The 18,053-nt window shown below is 32.6% G+C and carries 12 protein-coding genes and 1 pseudogene; 7 read left to right on the top strand and 6 right to left on the bottom strand.

Annotated elements, in window-relative coordinates; all coding sequences use genetic code 11:
- Window positions 1-3 precede the first annotated feature (3 nt).
- The 3 genes from CHSO_RS16605 to CHSO_RS25095 all read right to left on the bottom strand — a co-directional run bounded on the left by CHSO_RS16605 (window position 4) and on the right by CHSO_RS25095 (window position 5,819).
- Window positions 4-2,394 carry a hypothetical protein gene (locus tag CHSO_RS16605; protein ID WP_045498351.1) on the bottom strand — a complete coding sequence of 797 codons (2,391 nt, stop codon included), beginning with the start codon at window positions 2,392-2,394 and terminating at the stop codon, window positions 4-6.
- Window positions 2,395-2,399: 5 nt separating this feature from the next.
- On the bottom strand, window positions 2,400-4,025 hold the full coding sequence (locus tag CHSO_RS16610) for a T9SS type A sorting domain-containing protein (protein ID WP_045498354.1): 1,626 nt from the start codon (window positions 4,023-4,025) through the stop codon (window positions 2,400-2,402).
- 723 nt (window positions 4,026-4,748) lie between these two features.
- Window positions 4,749-5,819, bottom strand: a complete 1,071-nt coding sequence (locus CHSO_RS25095; protein WP_052480624.1) for a hypothetical protein — start codon at window positions 5,817-5,819, stop codon at window positions 4,749-4,751.
- 513 nt (window positions 5,820-6,332) lie between these two features.
- Here CHSO_RS25095 and CHSO_RS25415 point away from each other — a divergent pair.
- The 4 genes from CHSO_RS25415 to CHSO_RS25110 all read left to right on the top strand — a co-directional run bounded on the left by CHSO_RS25415 (window position 6,333) and on the right by CHSO_RS25110 (window position 9,723).
- A complete protein-coding gene (locus tag CHSO_RS25415) occupies window positions 6,333-6,542 on the top strand; it encodes a DJ-1/PfpI family protein (protein WP_316932473.1) in 210 nt (69 codons plus the stop codon).
- A 476-nt stretch (window positions 6,543-7,018) separates the two neighbouring features.
- The gene (locus CHSO_RS25100) at window positions 7,019-7,879 is read left to right on the top strand and encodes a hypothetical protein (protein WP_052480625.1); all 861 of its coding nucleotides are present in this window, start codon (window positions 7,019-7,021) and stop codon (window positions 7,877-7,879) included.
- A gap of 95 nt (window positions 7,880-7,974) precedes the next feature.
- A complete protein-coding gene (locus CHSO_RS25105; RefSeq protein WP_052480626.1) occupies window positions 7,975-8,811 on the top strand; it encodes a hypothetical protein in 837 nt (278 codons plus the stop codon).
- 36 nt (window positions 8,812-8,847) lie between these two features.
- Window positions 8,848-9,723 carry a hypothetical protein gene (locus tag CHSO_RS25110; RefSeq protein ID WP_052480627.1) on the top strand — a complete coding sequence of 292 codons (876 nt, stop codon included), beginning with the start codon at window positions 8,848-8,850 and terminating at the stop codon, window positions 9,721-9,723.
- Window positions 9,724-10,156: 433 nt separating this feature from the next.
- On the opposite strand, the pseudogene CHSO_RS26655 reads toward CHSO_RS25110, so the two are convergent.
- Window positions 10,157-10,492 (bottom strand): annotated as a pseudogene (locus tag CHSO_RS26655) (hypothetical protein); the annotation flags it as partial.
- Between the two features lie 517 nt (window positions 10,493-11,009).
- Between CHSO_RS26655 and CHSO_RS16650 the strand changes: the two are divergent.
- Together CHSO_RS16650 and CHSO_RS16655 are read left to right on the top strand one after the other, a co-directional pair.
- Window positions 11,010-13,955 carry a two-component regulator propeller domain-containing protein gene (locus tag CHSO_RS16650; RefSeq protein ID WP_045498367.1) on the top strand — a complete coding sequence of 982 codons (2,946 nt, stop codon included), beginning with the start codon at window positions 11,010-11,012 and terminating at the stop codon, window positions 13,953-13,955.
- An 8-nt stretch (window positions 13,956-13,963) separates the two neighbouring features.
- Window positions 13,964-14,584: a response regulator transcription factor gene (locus CHSO_RS16655; protein WP_045498370.1), complete on the top strand. Its 621-nt coding sequence runs from the start codon at window positions 13,964-13,966 to the stop codon at window positions 14,582-14,584.
- Between the two features lie 476 nt (window positions 14,585-15,060).
- On the opposite strand, the gene CHSO_RS26660 is transcribed toward CHSO_RS16655, so the two are convergent.
- Window positions 15,061-15,303, bottom strand: a complete 243-nt coding sequence (locus CHSO_RS26660; RefSeq protein WP_045498373.1) for a serine hydrolase — start codon at window positions 15,301-15,303, stop codon at window positions 15,061-15,063.
- Window positions 15,304-15,838: 535 nt separating this feature from the next.
- Between CHSO_RS26660 and CHSO_RS26110 the strand changes: the two genes are divergently transcribed.
- The gene (locus CHSO_RS26110; RefSeq protein WP_045498376.1) at window positions 15,839-16,096 is read left to right on the top strand and encodes a hypothetical protein; all 258 of its coding nucleotides are present in this window, start codon (window positions 15,839-15,841) and stop codon (window positions 16,094-16,096) included.
- Between the two features lie 218 nt (window positions 16,097-16,314).
- On the opposite strand, the gene CHSO_RS25115 is transcribed toward CHSO_RS26110, so the two are convergent.
- Window positions 16,315-17,391: a hypothetical protein gene (locus CHSO_RS25115; RefSeq protein WP_052480628.1), complete on the bottom strand. Its 1,077-nt coding sequence runs from the start codon at window positions 17,389-17,391 to the stop codon at window positions 16,315-16,317.
- Window positions 17,392-18,053 lie beyond the last annotated feature (662 nt).

The raw sequence follows: 18,053 nt of genomic DNA on the forward strand, positions 1-18,053 counted from the left end.
AGTTTAATCTTTATAGTTTTTATATCTGTATTGATAATCCTCCAGGATATATCCGTTTTTATCTTTAATAAATTGTAGTCTGCCCGCATTGTCATACATATAATATTGTTTCACTCCGGATGGAAGTGTTGTGCTTCTCACTCCAACTAGCGGGTCATGTGTATAAGTAGTAATCTGATATTGTGATAAAGCAGGATTATTTCTGAAAGTATTTAGTGCTGAGAGCAATGCATCTTCTGATGCCTGAGTTCCTGTACTATTATCCACGTCTGAAGCAGCAATGATAGCTTGTGCCAAATTCTGAACCTGATTATAAGTGGCTCCTTCAATTTTAGCGATTAAAGAAGATTGGTTATACCCATATATCATGGCAGTTGGTACTCCTGAAACATTGGAAAACTGTAGAAGGTTGTCCTTGTTGTCATACAGATTCATATTTACACTTTCTTTTGTGCTCTCATCTACGATATTGGTAGTAAGAATAGAAGTGGGTAACAAAGAACCATTATTAAATAATACTTTTGATCTTGAGAGCAGTTTTCCATTTTCCTTTTCTTCGGTAATTACTGGAATTCCTTTCATATTTGCATTTTCCAAATGAGAATAACCCGGTAAATTAATAGGATATGCAATGAATTTTTCTTTTATATTTCCGTTAACAATCGATTTTAAATAACCAGGCTTGAGATTCATGGCATTGATACTAACCTCTGATTCTTTAGTTATACTTTTATTAAAAGGATCAAATACCTTCTCTGTTTGGTTTGTTTTCAGAATGTAAGCGATCTTACTGGAAATATGTTCTGAAATAAATACTGAATATTCCGGTGTAATTTTGAAATCATACTGGCTGTCCTGATATTGATCGAAGAAATATTTATATTCTTTTTGAGAAAGCAATGCACTCTCTTCATTATATATTTCTTCTTTAGACAGTAACCCCCATCTTGTAATATTATAATTGGGCCAGAAATAGTAATAATTGACATATAACTGTGAAGTCAGGTATTTCGGATAATCATTAGGAGTAATAAATGTTTTTTGTATATATCCTTTACCTTCTTCCCATATCTTAACATTTTTATAAAGAATATAAGCAACATTTTTCTGGTCAGAATAATCATCCAGTTCACCAAAATATTTATATCCTGATGAAGATGTGGTGCCAAAGAAATTATAATTATAATTTATCGTTCTTTCAGGAGTAGTATCAATACTATTTTTGTAATAGTTGATGTTTTTAATTCTTTTCGCCAGATTTGCAACGGGAGAAATATGATTAGGATACACATGATCTTCATAATTATACTCCACAACTCCTCCGGCAGGTAATGTTACCTTCTTTAAAATGCCCTCCTGCTGCCCAGACTGTGCGCTATTTTCATAATCAAAAACGGTTTGTTCTATTTTCAGATCAATTTTATCATTTTTTCTTATAAAATTGAGTATACGTTTTCTTTTCATCTGATCATTGGAAGGAAAAGAGGAAATATATGTGTTAATTAAAAAGGAATATAAGACTTCTCCTGCAGGATTTTTAAGACTTATTTTATTCAGTCGCAGAGGGTCATTTACAGTATTTACTAAACCATCATCATAAGCAAAATCAAAGTTAACTTCTCCTTTTGAAGTCTTTATTGATTTTATCTTGCAATATTTTTTGATTTCTAGGTTCTGCAAAGTCTTACTTTGTAACTGATAATCAAGGTTTGCGATTTCAACATTAGATGGGCTCACAATTTTGGTAAGATAATAGGAAGATGTTATTCCACTAGTGATTGGATAATCATATGCGTAACATCTAAATTGGTAAGTATCAATTTTAGTAAAGTTATACTTATAACCATTATCAGTGATAATGGTAAAGTCGATAGGAGTAAATAATCCCGGGATCGCATTAGAATTATTAACTTCTATTTTAATGTTGTTAGTAGGTGTTAGATTGACCACTTTATAAACACCGGCTGTCTTTTTGATGGCAAGTTTTCCAGATAAGTCAAGCACATTATAATAATAAGTATCTTCCTGGGAAACAGAAGGATAATTCACCCTATCACATTCTCCTACATTTCCCCGCTCTTCCCTGTAAATAACACTTGTTCCGAATAATGACCATCCCTGGCCTACATCACTAACATTGAATGTATTTTCAGAATTTCTGACATTATATCTTAAACTGATAGGATAATCTACACTATGATCCGGCATAGGAACATTTAAAATAGGAATACTAATACTAGGAAGTCCCGTAGCTTCATTAACAGGGGCATCTATATAACTGGATAACGAGGCAATGGATTTTTCTAATGCCATACCACTCTGTGCATATCCTTGCCTTAATCCCAATAGTAAAAAGAACAGCAGGATAAAAAAGTTTTTATATATCTTTTTCATTATATTTATTGTTTAATGAGTTTAGCAGATGTCGTTTTACCTTCATTTGTTTTTACAGAAACCAGATAAGCGCCCTTTATAAGTGATTGGGTATTAAGCTTGGTCACTCTGTTCTTAGTTTTTATACTTTGAAGCTGTCTTCCGGACATATCATACAGAAGAATATCAGCATCCTTAAAGTCAAAGCCAATTTCCACGTAAGCGTAATCTGAGACTGGGTTTGGATAAATTTTGATGTCGTATTTTTCAATTAACTGATCAACCTGTTTGTCTCCAAGCTTTACAATCTTCCAGTTCTCTTTTCCTAATTCTTCCGCGCTGGTTCCGGCTAAGACAATAGAGCCGTCTCTGTTGAGTTTTAAATCAGAAAGCCTTTCTTCTTTTTGTCTGGATTCTCCTTTGACGTGCTTTCTCCATTGTTCATTTCCATTTTGATCAAGATAGAGCATCCAGAACGTTTCATCATCCGTTTGAATTCTTCCTTCAGCCTGAGTATAACCTCCCAGCAGAATGCCTTTAGACTTCTCCCTTCCATCTTCCATCTTCCCGCTTACAACGCTCATTCCCATTAAAATGTCTCTGTTTTTGAAATTGTAAGATTTTTGCCATTGTTCATCTCCTCTTTCGTTTAAAGAAATCAGCCAAAGGTCTGTGCCTTCTTCAATGCCTACAGTTTTGTTCCCTGATCTTTCCGATCTTGATTCGCCACCAATGATAAATCCATTTGAAGTTAACGCCAGAGTTCTGATATGATCATCTCCTTTACCACCAAAATTCTTTTCCCATTCTACTTTTCCGTTTTTATCAAGTTTAACGATCCAATAGTCGCCTTCACCGAAATTGCTGCTGCCTTTGGGCACCTGGCTAATGGCTGTTGAGATTGCAGATCGTTGGTTGTTGGCTTGAGTGCTTCCAGATCCCGAAACACGAACCTCTGAGCTTCTGGAATATATTCCCAGCAGGACACCGCCGTCTCCTGTTGGAATCATTTTCTCAACTTCATCCAGACCTTTTCCGCCTACAATTAATTGGGAGAGTTCTTTTCCGTCTTTATCAAGTCTGGTAATTAGAACATCTTTGGAACCGTAACCTTTTGCAGCATTCTGGACATTACCCGCAACAAAGAACCCTAAATCTGTAGTCTGAATGACAGCTCTTGCTTCTTCATCTGAAGAACTTCCCAATGTTTTCTGCCACAATTCATCCCCAAATTCATTGATTCTGATCAGCCATATGTCTGATCCACCTTTCGAATCGTCTTTTTTATCCAGTCCTTTTCCTGAATAAGAAGTTCCGGCTAAAAGGAATCCACCATCCTGCGTAGCCACTGTTGCTGATAAATAATCATGATTTTGTCCATAGAAGTATTTTTCCCAGACTTCTTCTCCCTGCTGGTTCAATTTGACCAGATGGAAATCGTAACCGTTGTTCTGCTTACTTCCAGCCTCCGTCTTCCCGCTTCCTGCCTTGATAGAACTCCCGGTGATCAGATATTGTTGGTCAATGGTTGTCGTGATTTGGCTTAGAAAATCCTGGCTATCGGATTTAATATTCTTTTCCCAGACTATATTTTGTGCTGAGAGACTCAAGCCTATGCATAAGGTAAATGCACTCATGTAGAGGTTTTTCATGTTGTATATAGTTTTATTGATCTTGAATGTAAGATCGTACGAATTTAAAACTATTTAGTAGCGGTAATTTTCACATTAATTAGATTTAATATTAATTTTTATTAACCACTTCTCATTTATTTCTCTTCATTTAAACATATCACATAATTGAGATATAATATATTCTGATATTTTAGTACATTATAGTAGAGAGGATGCCTACCGCTTTTTTAAGCTGGAAAGCCAAATAACATCATCAAATACATGGATAAAATTTGAAAGACAACTGGGAATACCAGTCACTTATCTTGAAAACGATGTAGATTTCAAAGAAAAATTCAGTTTGAAAGATAAAAATGGTGCCGTTAAGGAAATATTTTAATTTACGCTTTGCAATTATCAAAGGTATGCACCATCTCAGGAATTTGGCGTTGCATAATTGTGCTCTAACAAAGTGAGCAAATCCTTTATACAAATCCTATTACCTAAATATAAATTAAATGTAATTCATAAAATCTTTATAAAAAGGCAGACGCCAATCGAAGTAAAATAAAGTCAAACGATTCCAACTTCTATTGGTTCAAATATTTAAAACTATATTGCAAAAACCTTACAACTACCATAAAGTTAATGCCAGATTTGGGATAACCAATTCTTTTTCAATCTGGCTCAAACGAACTAAATCATCTATAAAAGTGTTTGAAGATACGTTCGTCTTGGTCACAACACCGACATTTCAAGATTTCACTCTTCGATGTCGTTTTTTCTATTTTCTAATCTGTTGTTATACTGGTAGATACACTGAGCAACAATATTCATTTTAGGTGTTTGAAAATTTTTTCCGTCAAATTCGACTTTTGGGGGAAATATCAAACACCCGCTTGTTCTCTTTGTTTGTAAATCGCCATGCTGATAAAGGTTTACAAGATCTTCCATCCCGTCAGGTGCATTTTCTATTTTTGTTCTAATGTCAAGCTCTTTGCTATCCGAAACCATTTGCTGAAGCTCCTGTTCCAATTGTTCAATTTGTGATTTTGTAATCCTTTTGATCTCTTTATAATCCTCCTCATCTAATTTATCGACAAGATATTTATCTCTTGCATTAGCAACCTTTTCATTAAGTAAATTGATCTCTTTTGAAATTGACTTTCTTTTAGCTTCTATATCATAAGTGAATTGCTTATAATTGTCTAAAAGTATCTCCTTCATAAGTTCTTTGATGATCGGATTGTATTCCAGTTTAGAAATTTCAAGATCAAAGAGTTTATTTAATTTATCAGAGTCAAATCTGAATCCGCATTTACAGTGGCAATGATAGTAATAATAGGTTTTAGACTTTCCTTTTGCTTCACTGGTCGTAAGATTTTTTTTATCACTTTGTACGTCAAAAAATCTATTATGATTCAACCCTAGAATAAAAGCGCTGTCAGATGGTTCCCTGTACAAGGATGAAACTATTTTGGAATGAGCAGCTTTCACTGTGGTAAGCTTAAACTTCTTTTCATTCGATGGCTTTGTTTCTTCTTTTTCCGTTGGTACAGTCTCTTCTTTCGAAGCCGAAGGAAGGTATTTAGCTTCCATCTGGTAGGATTTTCCCACCAGTTCCAACTGATCGTTGATTCCGAGGCCTGCAGGAACAGAATTATTCTGTATTGCATCTTTCTTTAATCTGGAAATTTCCTTTCTTAAATCATTGACTTCCTGATTATCCTGCTGATAGAAAGAGCCTAAGGTTTGTTGCGCATTTCGATAACTGTTTACCGCATTCTGGTATGGACGTGATAAATCACTTGATTTATTGGCAGATAAAGACATTAAATTTCAGTAGTAATTTTCTTTACACCACAGATCCAGCCCTCGCTGATATTACTACAAAAAACGAAGATCATATTGACGGATATGGAAACAAGGTTTATTTTTTTCTGACCATTACATTAAACATCCTGATATTATTGATTATTTGGAACTTCAAACCCCTCAAAAGCTTAATTTCCCCATTGAAATTAATAATAAAAACAGAGAACATGTTCTCCAAAACATCCAAATATTTCTGGCTCTGCTTGCTATCGTCATCACTTCAATATTCTATATTCCATTCAAAGATTTGGATTTCAATTTTTAGAAGTCAAAAACTACCTATATCAATTTATCCTAGCAGTCATTAATTTAAACTATATACTAAAAACCTTCCCGTGCATATATAGGTCAGGTTATAATCGTTTCAAATGTAAGATTTGATAAATTGACGGTCATCTAATTTTTCTTGATCATCCTATAATTTTAAGATTTCTTTAAGTACCACATCTTATGAAAAAGCCTTTTTAAGGTATTAAAGCCTGGGCTGAGAAAGAATGGGGAAAAGAATATCCTGTCGATATGACCTTGGATCAGGCGCAGGCCTCAGATTATGATGCTTTGGTATTACCGGGAGGTGTTATCAATCCTGATCAATTGCAAACCAATGATCAGTCCATTTCCTTCGTAAAAGATTTCTTTAAATACCAACAATATCTTTTTCATAATAAAAAACATCTGTAAGGTATCTCCAGTTTTTTTATAGCTTTAAGGTCTTTATTATTGATATCCATGAATATGTACTTTAGACATAACAATTCATAAAGTCAAATGATTTTTTTACAAAAAAAATATTTTTATAATTAGGTTTCCTAATAGCGAATCAACTACAGAATAATAAGCCATAATCCTAACTACTCCTCTACTATATTATTTATAATATTTAGTAATGCCTTATTTTTTAACAGTTTACTATATTTGCAACAATTAATAACTTATACATTCATTTCTAGAGTTTCCCACTATTCTATTGAGATAAAGGTAAAGAATCGTATTTCATTGTAAAGAATATTTATATGATAAAAATTTCAGACATCATAGTAATAATTCTAGTCTTACATCGTAATAATCCTGGTTGTATATAGTAATAATCTTATCTGTAAATTATTGTAATAAAAACGGTAAAATATAGCTTTGCATTACAATAAATTGATAAATAAATGAAAAAGTTAATTTTGTTATCAAGTGTATTTTTGGGAGAAATGGTATTCGCCCAAGTTGGAATTAATACATCAAATCCGAAAGCAACATTAGACATTGTGGCAAGAAATGCAACAGGTGCAATAACAGATACTGATGGAATCATTATTCCGCACCTTGACAGGCAGCGTGCACAGAATATGGCTACAGTAGAAACTTCTACCATGATATATGTGGATAATATATCAACAGGAGCAAACTTCGGAAAAGCTATTCATATTGATGAAATGGGCTTTTATTATTTTGATGGCGATATTTGGCAAAAACTTAATCTTAATAATAATTCTTATTCTTTGGGAGACATCCAGTATTCTGCCAGAACAACAGATCATAGCGGTTGGTATCTTTTAAACGGTAGATCCATTACAAGCCTTCCCATAAATGCTAAACTGGCAGCTGAAAGCCTGGGGCTAACAGCTAGTTTATTTGATGCAACCGATAAAACACTTAAAACAAAAAACATAACCGAAAATATTGGTACCGTTGGAGGAAGTGCATTTGTCACAATCTTACAAAACAACTTACCCAATATAACATTAACAGGAACTGCAAATATAACTATAAATTCGGCAGGAAGCCACACTCATGGTTCTGATAAGGGGACAGGCTTTTTAGTTACCGGATTACCAGGAGGAGGATACGGAGGAGGGAGTGCCAGCTCTTGGGGAGGAACTGGTGCAGCTAATACTACAGCAAGCACAGGGCAGCACATGCATACTTTATCCCAAACTTTAGTTGTTCCATTGGGAGGATCCAATCAACCAGTAGATAACAGATCCGCCTATCTGGCTTTAAACACTTTTATCTATTTAGGAGAATAAAATTATCACAGCTAATAATTATCAGTATAATCAAAAACTTATTAAACACCGTGAAAAAAAAGATAAATTTATCGTCAGTTGCGTTTCTTACAATTGTGAATATAACATATGGGCAGGTAGGAGTCAATAATTCAGCTCCTCAATCAACATTAGACATCAAAGCCATAAATCCTACAGGTACAGTATCCAATACAGATGGAATTTTAGTTCCCCGCATTGATCGTCAGAGGGCACAGAATATGACTTCTATTGAAACATCTACTATCATTTATATAAATAATTTTGCTACAGGAAGCCCAACAGGAAAAGCTCAGAAAATTGATAATACAGGATTTTATTATTTCAATGGCAGTTTATGGGAAAAACTATTTTATATTGATAAAAGTTCTCTTACAGGAACTTTAAAATATTCAGTGAAAACAAATGATCATAACGGATGGTATTTATTAGATGGAAGAGCTATTACTACTTTTTCGGCCTCAGTTCAAGTCAGAGCGCAGGCTTTAGGCTTTACTGTCAGTATTCCCAATGCGTCTGATAGAGTTTTAAAAACAAGAACTGCAGCAGAAACTCCCGGCACATTGGGAGGCAGTAATTTGCTTACAATTTTGCAAAGCAATTTACCCAACATAACACTTTCAAGCAATACGAACGGTACAACAACTGCATCTGGAGCTCATGCACATGATCCAGCAGAAGGCAATGCTTTCTTACTTTCAGGAACAAACTCAGGAAACAATGGAAATGGCTATGGTAATGCCGGAAGTATTGCCTGGGGAGGGGTAAATGCCAGAGGTACTACGGCTATTGCTGGAATTCATAACCATACATTTGCTGGAACGGTAAATACCTCTTTGGGGGGAGGAGACGAACCAATTGATAACAGATCGCCATATTTATCTGTAAATACTTTTATCTATCTAGGTGAATAATTGTTATTCTTTTATTATAAATTTTAAGCAAAAATCATGGATAAAAAATCTTTATTACCAATTATCTTATTGACAACCTTTAATATGGTCTATAGTCAGATTGGAATCAATACAGCTGAACCTCATGCAACCCTGGATATTAACGCCAAAAACCCTACCGGGACTTCAGCCAATACAGATGGAATGCTGATCCCGAGAATAGACCGCCAGCGTGCACAAAACATGGCAACTGTAAAAATTTCCACAATTGTATATATCAATGATTACACTACCGGCAGTCAGACAGCAAAGGCCCAAAATATTGACACCAACGGATTTTACTATTACAACGGAAGTGTTTGGGAAAAAATTAACAAATCTCTTTTATCATACCCTATTGGAAGTATAATACAGTCATTTAAATCCACCGATTACGATGGATGGTACTTATTAGATGGAAGAGCAATTTCCACACTTCCGGTTGGAGCGCAAGCCATGGCGGCCAGTTTGGGTTTAACCACCAACTTGTATGATGCCACAGATAGAACTCTAAAAACCAAAAGTGTAACAGAAAATGTAGGTGATATAGGTGGTAGTAACTCATTTGCTATCTTACAAAACAATCTGCCTAATATTAATCTGACCACTAACATTAGTGGTACAGCTTTATCCTCGGGATTACATGCGCACGGCACAGATACTGGAGGTTCTTTTTTATATAGTGGCACAAATGTCAGTAACAATGGTAGTGGACATGGTAGCAACATAAGTCCCAGCTTATTTGGGGGTGTAGGAATAGGTAAAACAGGGGTTTCTGGAGATCATGCCCATACGTTTACAGGAACAATAACTACCAATTTAGGCTCCGATCAATCATTAGATAATCGGTCAGCCTACCTATCTGTAAATACTTTTATTTATTTAGGACAATAAAACTTTTAATAAGTACTATATCTACTTTATCTATCTTTTCATCTTTCTTACTTAGGTAATATAGCAAAAAATTTACAAATTCAGGCGTACAGATTCTAAAACGCAGAATCTGTCTTAAATAATCATTACAAAATAACAAGATAAAAATACTCATAGTTGTGATATAGTTGTCGGATTACCCCGACAATTATATTTGCTTTTATATGTTATTATTTTTACATTATTTTTCTGAATATTATTGGTAAGCAGTTTTAAAATTCTCTCAAATTCAGTACTTATAATTCAGAAGTTTTATAGATAAATTCTCCACGACTAACATTTAATAATTTTTCTATAAAGCACTAAAAAACCGATGACAAAATGCCATCGCCAACACTATTAAACAATTAAACAACTAACTATATTTCAATACATTAATTATTAAAAATATGAATTACTGGTTGATACAACGGATAGAAAATCCTGAGGGAACATAGTATTTATGTTCTGTCAAAACATTAGTATTTTCTAATCTGAAAACAAAAGCAGCTTGATTTACGCCTACCACTGGAGTATCTGCTATATTAGACCAATAATGTCCCAAAAAACCGCGATCTCGTAATGCTCGAGAAGAATAACCATATCGCTGGCCAGAAATAGGAAATACCACAGTGTTTCCATTATTGATAAATACTTTAGCAGCTCCAAAATTAGCAGCTCCATTAGTACCAGAAGTTGACCAGGTACCTAAGCTACTTACACTGCTACTGTTTAATAAAAAATCTTTCCATTCGGTTCTTGTAGGAACTCTAAATCCTGCAGGACAAGGATCATTGGTTGTTTTTACAGATGATGCTTCAGTACCTGAATTCCAATTTGCGCAGTACTAAAGCCACTAATTGCTCCTGTCTGCGTATCTGCATTTGCTATAGGGTTAACTCTTCCCCACTGATAATAATTACCATTAATTCCTTTTACTGGACACTGCCATCTATGTCGCTGACCCTTATATTTGATTTTATAAGATTCGATTTTATCTGGACAACTATAAAATCAATCGTACTTTATATTTTTTTCAATACTTGCCACAGCTCTACATAGTTTAAGATCTTCAGAATAATAATTGTTTGTTACAATAAGATAAAGCCTGACAGCTTAGAAATGGAATTTTAATGAGATTGTTTAAAGATTTGGATAATCTGTTTGATAATTAACTTTCTCCTTTTATAGTATTTTTTAAATTCCCAATATACATTTAGGTTAAATATATATTTTTTAATATTAATTTTGCACAAATAGGTATTACATTGAAATTTTCGGTTCTATTCTTTCTGTTTTGGTTTTTATTATACAATTCTCAATATTCATCCACGTGGCATAATACAGATAACGACCTGCCTCAAAATAGTATCAAGGACATCATAAAAGACAAATATGGATTTATTTGGCTTGCAACTGATAATGGACTTGTGAAATATGATGGGTTAAATTTTACTACTTTTAATGAATTCCCAATCAGTAATTTATTCTTTGGTAATTTTTTAGGAAAGATTGAAGATGATAATATTATTGTATATAATAATTTTGAAAAAGAAAAGATTCTTATTCGTGGCAGAGTTCCCAAGGTACTTAATACAAAAGATAATATGTATAAAGTTTTTTCAAAGAAAAAGGGAGTTTATTTAAAAAAAATTATTAAGAATGACCTGGTTAGTAGTTACGAAAAGTCAATTCAATATTCTATACAGCTTAAATCTGGAATGTATATTTTTACTAATAATTCTATAAATTATACTGAAAAAAATAAATCAGTCAGAATTATAATTCCTTTCTCCAACCAAGCCCTACATAATGTCTTCGTCAAAGGTAGTACATTATATATTACAGATCCTATGAATAGGAAAATCTATGCACTGAATAGAGGAGTCACTAACATATATTCAGGTTCTATTTTACTTAATGACCCCACTACCAAGATATATTGGCACCAGACAACAGACCAGACCTTTTTTATCAACCAAAATAATATTTATATACTAGAAAATAATGTGATCAAACCAAGATTTCTGGTGAAATATAATGACTTGGGAAATTACCCTATCAGTTCGTTATACTATGATAAAAAAGTTAATAAGCTTTATATTGGAACCGTTAACAACGGACTAAATATCGTTGATTTAAACCAGTTTTACATAGCAAAGGATGACACACCTTTTGCAAATAATGTTTTTTATGCCACCATTCCCTTTAGTAAAAACACTGTTATAACCGCAAATGGACTAGAATTCAGCAAAGAAGGAATAAGTAAAAGATATTTATTTAGTAAACAAGGAAAATATTGTTTACTCTATGACGACAAAAAAAATATTGTATTTACCAATAAGGGCTATATCATTAGATTTAGGAGTAAAGATTATTATCAAAAATCCGACTCATTGTATATTAGGGATCTGGATCAAGTTTTTAAAAGCAATAGTTTATATAGCTACTCTACCACAGATTTTATCAATAATAATTATCTATATATTTTCAAAAATGATCAATTCAAAAAGCCGGATTATTGCTATAAGTTCAAAGGTGTAATTAACAGTTTTATAAATGATGGACAAAATATATTGGTTGGCTGCACTAATGGTTTATATCAAATTTCTTTAAAGAATAACAAGCAAAAAATATTTCCTGGAATTTATGTAAAAAATATAATTTCAACAAAAGATGGTAATATATGGGTTACCTCCAACAAAAATGGCTTTTTTCTTTTTAGAAACAATAAGCTTATAAAAATGCCAAATGATCCCCATAATTTTTTATCCTCGGCCCATTATATTCTGGAAGATAAACATGGATATTTCTGGATTTCTTCTAATAATGGACTTTTTAAGGTAAAAAAACGACAACTTTTGCAATATGCATACAAGAAAACACCAGTATTTTACTATAGATTTTCAAAAAGGGATGGTTTTTTAACCAACGAGTTTAATAACAGTGCCGCACACATTTTAGACAATGGAGAATTTGCTTTTCCCTCAATGAATGGGTTTGTTTTTTTTGATCCCAACACCATAAAATCGTATTATCCACAAAACATTTACATAGACAAAGCAAAAATCAATGATTCGACGGTCAAGTACTTTAAAGATACCCTAACATTAAAAAGTGATTATAAACTAGCAGAGCTTTTGATTGAAGCACCTTACTATTCTGGTCTGGACAATTTATATATTGAAACCAAAATAAGAAATTCAAAACAAAATTGGGAAAGATTGAAAGATAATAGGTTCCTTATAAAAGGGCTTTTTCCTGGAGAATATGAACTGCAATTCCGGGTACTGGTTTCCCCTGAAGGAAAATTTTTATATAAAAAGATAAATATCATCATTGAAGCTCACTTTTATCAAACCCTTCTTTTTAAAATTCTACTGGCTATTGTGTTTATTTTGCTTATCATATGGGTTATAAAGATGAGAACCAATCTACTGAAATCTAAAAATAAGTCTTTGGAAAAGCTTGTTGTTGAAAAAGAAAATGTTCTTAAAAAGACTTCAGAAGATCTTGTGGTCATAAGAGAAATACTTAAAAATGAAACTGAATATCAGAAAAAAATAATTGAAACAATTAGTCATGATATTGCTACTCCGATAAAGTATCTTTCCTATCTCTCTAAAAATTTGCATGAGTTGGAAGACATCCAATCCCAAAAAAAATATCTCGACAGTATATACAAATCCTCAAAAGAAGTTTATAAGTTTACATTAAACCTTAAAGAATATTCTTCTCTGTACCGGGATGACAAAATATATGAAGAAAATGAATATCCTATTTCTGAGATAATAGAGGTAAAAAGAAATCTCTTTCAGGAATTAAGCTTACTTAACAATACCGTAATTTATAATAAAGTTAATCAGGATACAATGACTTCTATAAATAAAAACATTATTTTAGCTATCATTCATAATCTTCTCGATAATTCTTTAAAAAACACTAAATCAGGAATGATAATCATTGAAAGTAATATTGGGCAAGGATATACTGAAATTAAGATTTCAGACACAGGTATTGGTATGTCTGATGAACAGATTGATTATTATATGAATCTGTCCAGAAATTTTAGAAGTGACGATTTATTTTTAAAAAAATATGGACTGGGCCTTCATATGGTGATACACTTTATCAAGAAGATCGATGCAAGAATCTCTTTCAGTAAAAATCAACCAAAAGGAACTATAACTTCAATAATCATTAAAAATAGATAACATTTACTATGAAAAAGAAAATACTTATTGCAGACGATCATTATGTTATTCGTATCGGAATCTCATATATGCTTGAACAAAAGTTCTCTTATCCTTGTACTGTTGATTTTGCAGATAGCTTTACGGAAGCTCGGGAAAAAATCACAGCTGAAAATTATGATTTGTTGATCTTGGATATTGATATGCCTGATACCATCCATAAGGCGATGATAAAACAATTAAAGAATATTCAAACTGATCTCAAAATATTAATTTTCTCTGCTTATAGCGCTGAAATTGGCATTCAGTATATCAATGAAGGAGCAGAAGGATATGTAAAAAAGGACTCTGGAGAAGAAGAGGTTTTCAAAGCAGTTTCATCAATTTTTGAAGTAGGATATTATTATCCTCAAGTGGTCACGAATATGATTGTAGCCCGTTCACAAAAAAAGGAAAACTCTATAGAAAAGCTTTCGGAACGAGAGTTTCAAGTATTCAAACTGCTTGCACAGGGAAATGGAAATCTTGAAATATCAAATTTATTAGATTTAAAAATGTCTACCGTAAGTACTTATAAAAAAATCATTTTTGAGAAATTAAATGTTAAAACCGTTGTTGATCTTGTCCGTATTAATGATGGATTACATTAATTATTACCTATAATTAGCAGTAAAAAAACAACTATTCTCTGTAAGATCTTTTTCTAAGTTGATTCAAACTCATATCAAGAAAAAAAATAGCCTGATATTAGAGATCATTAGAAAATAACAAACCTAGTGGGAACATTACCAGGTTTATTATTTTCAAAAAATAAATACAACGATAAAAAGAAGTTTTATCAGGTACTACAAAATTGTGTTTTTAGAATCATTTAGGGAGTTACTAAAATCCATCAGTAGGAGATTTCTGGTACAATTTATCGCAACCTTATTAAAATCATTTTAAAGTTATAATAAGTATCTCCTATTATATATGTTACCTGCAAAAGGAAGTGTATTTAAAAGCCTGTTTACCCAACAACCCGCATTTCTCTTAATAAAAATAGATTATTAAATTTTTCAATTTGTCGCATTACAAAACTACATATTACGAATTTTATTTCAGTAATTTGCAAATAGGATTATTACTATATAAAACTAGAACTTTTACTATGCTGCCATAGTAAATTTACCCTTATAATAATGATTCCGGTTATTGATTTACTAACTGACCCTATATTCATAATAGTCTCTTTAGTATAAAGAATATTCTTATTCTTATCTGCATTCGACCATAATATTTCATTATCAGAAATTATTGCAGCGGATAATCCCACAATACCTGCTGTCTTCATTTTTTCTTTGAATAGACCATCAATCTTTCTGGACACATCTTATGCTGTGATATTTATGATTGAACACATGAGCAAAATTATACTGAATAGTTTATTTACAGAAAATTTCTGTTACAAACCTCTTACAATGTTTGTGGTAATAAAAAATATTTAGTCTAGTTTGTTTTGATGATTAACAATAGCTTCTTTCTTAATCTGAGTAATTTCAAGTCAAAGCCTGTTAAAGTCTCCTGATACGAAAAAACACGCTTTCTTCCTACCGAAAAGAAACGCCTTTTCGCGGTTTAATTTGCAAAATCCCCTCGATAAAAATTCTGCCCATGTCCTAGCCTAATCGTCATTTTTTTCTGAATGGATTTCGGGCTTTCTTATATTGAGACATTCATTATCCTATCATTTATATATATGATTTCTTTATTGCTATTCTATAAATATTTACGCAATATTTTATATTAATAATTTTTGTGAATTTAATATAACACATTAGATACTAAAGCATTAACCAAAACACTTAAAAAAAAGCTCAACAACTCATTAAAAACCTAACTAATAACAATAAAAACAACAAACCATGAATTACTACTTTTTGAACCCACAAAAGGCTCAGCCGCTTTTTATCGAAGAAAAAGCAGACCGCGATGCCGTAATTGAAAACATTAAAAATCTAAGAACAGCTTTAGCTGATTCCACAACAGGCATCCCTGAAAAAAAATTATCCGGGAATCTTATTCTGGGCACCTGGAATATTCGGGAATTTGGTAATACAAAGTACAATGGACGAATGACTGAATCGCTCTACTATATAGCAGAGATTACTTCCCGTATATAGCAGAGATTATTTCCCGCTTCGATCTTATTGCAATACAGGAGGTTCGCGATGATTTAAAAGATATTGATATGCATGATGTTATTATATTGTGACGAACCTATCCTTTCAAGTACCCAAACGCAATAATACACCAGATAATTCGGCATGAGCCATTTTGTAAATGGAAGATCAATTGGATTAAAAACCAGCTGGTATTGATATATAATTACCCTATTAAATTATTGTACCCGCTGTATAGTCATTCTTATATTGTGATAATCAGAAGGCCCTGGTGCTGTTTGAGTATCAGATACAGAATAAAAATCGATTCTATACCAACGGATTTTATTAATAATAAGATTCATTTTTATTACCCTGGATGTATGGGGGTTCCAACTGGCTGTATTTCCCTGACCTACGTCCAGATAACTATTGTTGGTAAGTGTTCCTGATGTTGAGACCACAGATCCTGAGCTATAACCTTCAATCTGCCAGCCAAGATTCAATGTATTTGAGGTAGTGTTATATAAATACGGAGCATATGTAAACCCTCCTGCTACTTTTTTTAAATCTATCCTTAACCCTTCAATAAGCGGTAGGTCTGATAAAAATATACTGGCGTATTGCCCATCGGTAATTACTGATTGCTGAATTTTGTTGTAATATCCATAGATCTGCCCTATACTCATTATTTCCCCGGTAAGGTTTACAATACAGTTTTGATTTAGAAAACTAATATTGAAGTTGGCTGGGCTTGGAGAAGATTGAGAGGGTGTTCCTCTTAAGTCATAAACTAACTCGCCGTTTCCATTGGCTAAATAACCCGGCCGTAATTTTACAGTTAATCCAGTATTTCCACTCGAAGGTATTGGTATTCCTGAAGGGTATGCTCCTCCATTTCCACCAGAATACGGAACAATCATAACTCCATTATATGGCACTCCAGCTATAAAAACAGGAGGATTGAAAGTTGCATCTGAACACTGAAGCCCTTGAATTGATGGAGAAATTGTAGTAGATGAATTGAAAACCCGCCATTCGTTTCCGTTCCAATAATGATATCCTTCAGTCTGCAGCCCGTCTGTTCCAAGGTTATATATCAATAATCCTAAAGCTGGAGCAGGGATTGTGATTTGATCTATTGATGACTTTAAGGCGACTTTTGGACCTAAAAATCCTTTCTTGCCATTATCAGGTAATGAAGCTACATCCAAATGCAAAATAGATGAAGGATCCGGACTGCTGGTACCAATACCAATCTGTGCTAAGCAATTTATAGAGCATATGGATAAAATTAAAAAAGAGTTTTTTTTCATGGATAATAATTTTCAGTTAGCTGCAAAAAAAAGAAAATATAAAACCCTAATACAAATTAATTGTAAAATGATGAGTGACAAATTGTAAATTAAAAAGCAATATTTTGAGTATTAATAAAATAATTATATTTGACAATCTTTTTAAAGAAATAAGACATGCCAATGAGTAGTAATAATACTCTCTTTTTCTCATCAGTTATAGCATCTGCATTAATCTGTAGTACATTTTTAATATATTCTTATAATAAAAATTATAGTAAAAGGGAAAAGAATATTGTTAGAGTTTTAATACTGTATTTTGGGGTGAATATAATTTTTGGATTCTTTTTCATACTTCGTGACGTTGGCCTAATTCAACCAAGGGGCAAAGCATATCCTTTTATAATTACTTACCTGGCTGTCGTTAAGGTATTGTTTTTCCATTTTATTTACCTTATAACCAACAGAGATCAAAAAACCGTTATTCCTGTTTTCCACTACATACTTCCTTCCGCCCTGTTTGCAGTTACGTTTTTTTTCTTTTATTTACTATATCATAAAATAAACCAAATCAATGAATTAAATCAATACATGAAACCATATTGTTTAGTTTATTTTCTAATTTATCAGGTATTCTATAGTTATTTATCTATGAAGTATATCCTACTTTACAAAAAAGAAAT

The sequence above is a fragment of the Chryseobacterium sp. StRB126 genome, assembly GCF_000829375.1.
Classification (GTDB): Bacteria; Bacteroidota; Bacteroidia; order Flavobacteriales; family Weeksellaceae; genus Chryseobacterium.

Excerpts from the sequence above, each read along its gene's own strand:
- CHSO_RS16605 (WP_045498351.1), bottom strand. The coding sequence starts at position 2,394 with ATGAAAAAGATATATAAAAACTTTTTTATCCTGCTGTTCTTTTTACTA.
- CHSO_RS16655 (WP_045498370.1), top strand. The coding sequence starts at position 13,964 with ATGAAAAAGAAAATACTTATTGCAGACGATCATTATGTTATTCGTATC.
- CHSO_RS25095 (WP_052480624.1), bottom strand. The coding sequence starts at position 5,819 with ATGTCTTTATCTGCCAATAAATCAAGTGATTTATCACGTCCATACCAG.
- CHSO_RS26110 (WP_045498376.1), top strand. The coding sequence starts at position 15,839 with ATGAATTACTACTTTTTGAACCCACAAAAGGCTCAGCCGCTTTTTATC.
- CHSO_RS25100 (WP_052480625.1), top strand. The coding sequence starts at position 7,019 with ATGAAAAAGTTAATTTTGTTATCAAGTGTATTTTTGGGAGAAATGGTA.
- CHSO_RS16610 (WP_045498354.1), bottom strand. The coding sequence starts at position 4,025 with ATGAAAAACCTCTACATGAGTGCATTTACCTTATGCATAGGCTTGAGT.
- CHSO_RS25110 (WP_052480627.1), top strand. The coding sequence starts at position 8,848 with ATGGATAAAAAATCTTTATTACCAATTATCTTATTGACAACCTTTAAT.
- CHSO_RS25115 (WP_052480628.1), bottom strand. The coding sequence starts at position 17,391 with ATGAAAAAAAACTCTTTTTTAATTTTATCCATATGCTCTATAAATTGC.